The sequence below is a fragment of the Streptococcus sp. HMSC077F03 genome, assembly GCF_001812375.1.
Classification (GTDB): Bacteria; Bacillota; Bacilli; order Lactobacillales; family Streptococcaceae; genus Streptococcus; species Streptococcus oralis_S.
Window position 1 is genome coordinate 1 of record NZ_KV808804.1, and the last position, 262, is coordinate 262.

Below are 262 nucleotides of genomic sequence, written 5' to 3' on the forward strand. Positions count from 1 at the left end.
TGGAGGATTACCCAAGTCCGGCTGAAGGGAACGGTCTTGAAAACCGTCAGGCGTGTAAAAGCGTGCGTGGGTTCGAATCCCACATCCTCCTTTTTATATTAACGCGGGATGGAGCAGCTCGGTAGCTCGTCGGGCTCATAACCCGAAGGTCGTAGGTTCAAATCCTGCTCCCGCAATTTGGCTCGGTAGCTCAGTTGGTAGAGCAATGGATTGAAGCTCCATGTGTCGGCGGTTCGATTCCGTCTCGCGCCATATTTTATTT

The 262-nt window shown here is 52.3% G+C and carries 3 tRNA genes; all 3 read left to right on the plus strand.

Annotation, left to right across the window (positions count from 1 at the left end):
• Position 1: 1 nt before the first annotated feature.
• The 3 genes from HMPREF2853_RS09485 (at position 2) to HMPREF2853_RS09495 (ending at position 252) form a co-directional block, all read left to right on the plus strand.
• Positions 2-91, plus strand: a tRNA-Ser gene (locus HMPREF2853_RS09485).
• 11 nt (positions 92-102) lie between these two features.
• Positions 103-176 (plus strand) — tRNA-Met (locus HMPREF2853_RS09490).
• 3 nt (positions 177-179) lie between these two features.
• Positions 180-252: transfer RNA gene (locus HMPREF2853_RS09495), tRNA-Phe, on the plus strand.
• The last annotated feature ends 10 nt before the right edge of the window (positions 253-262 follow it).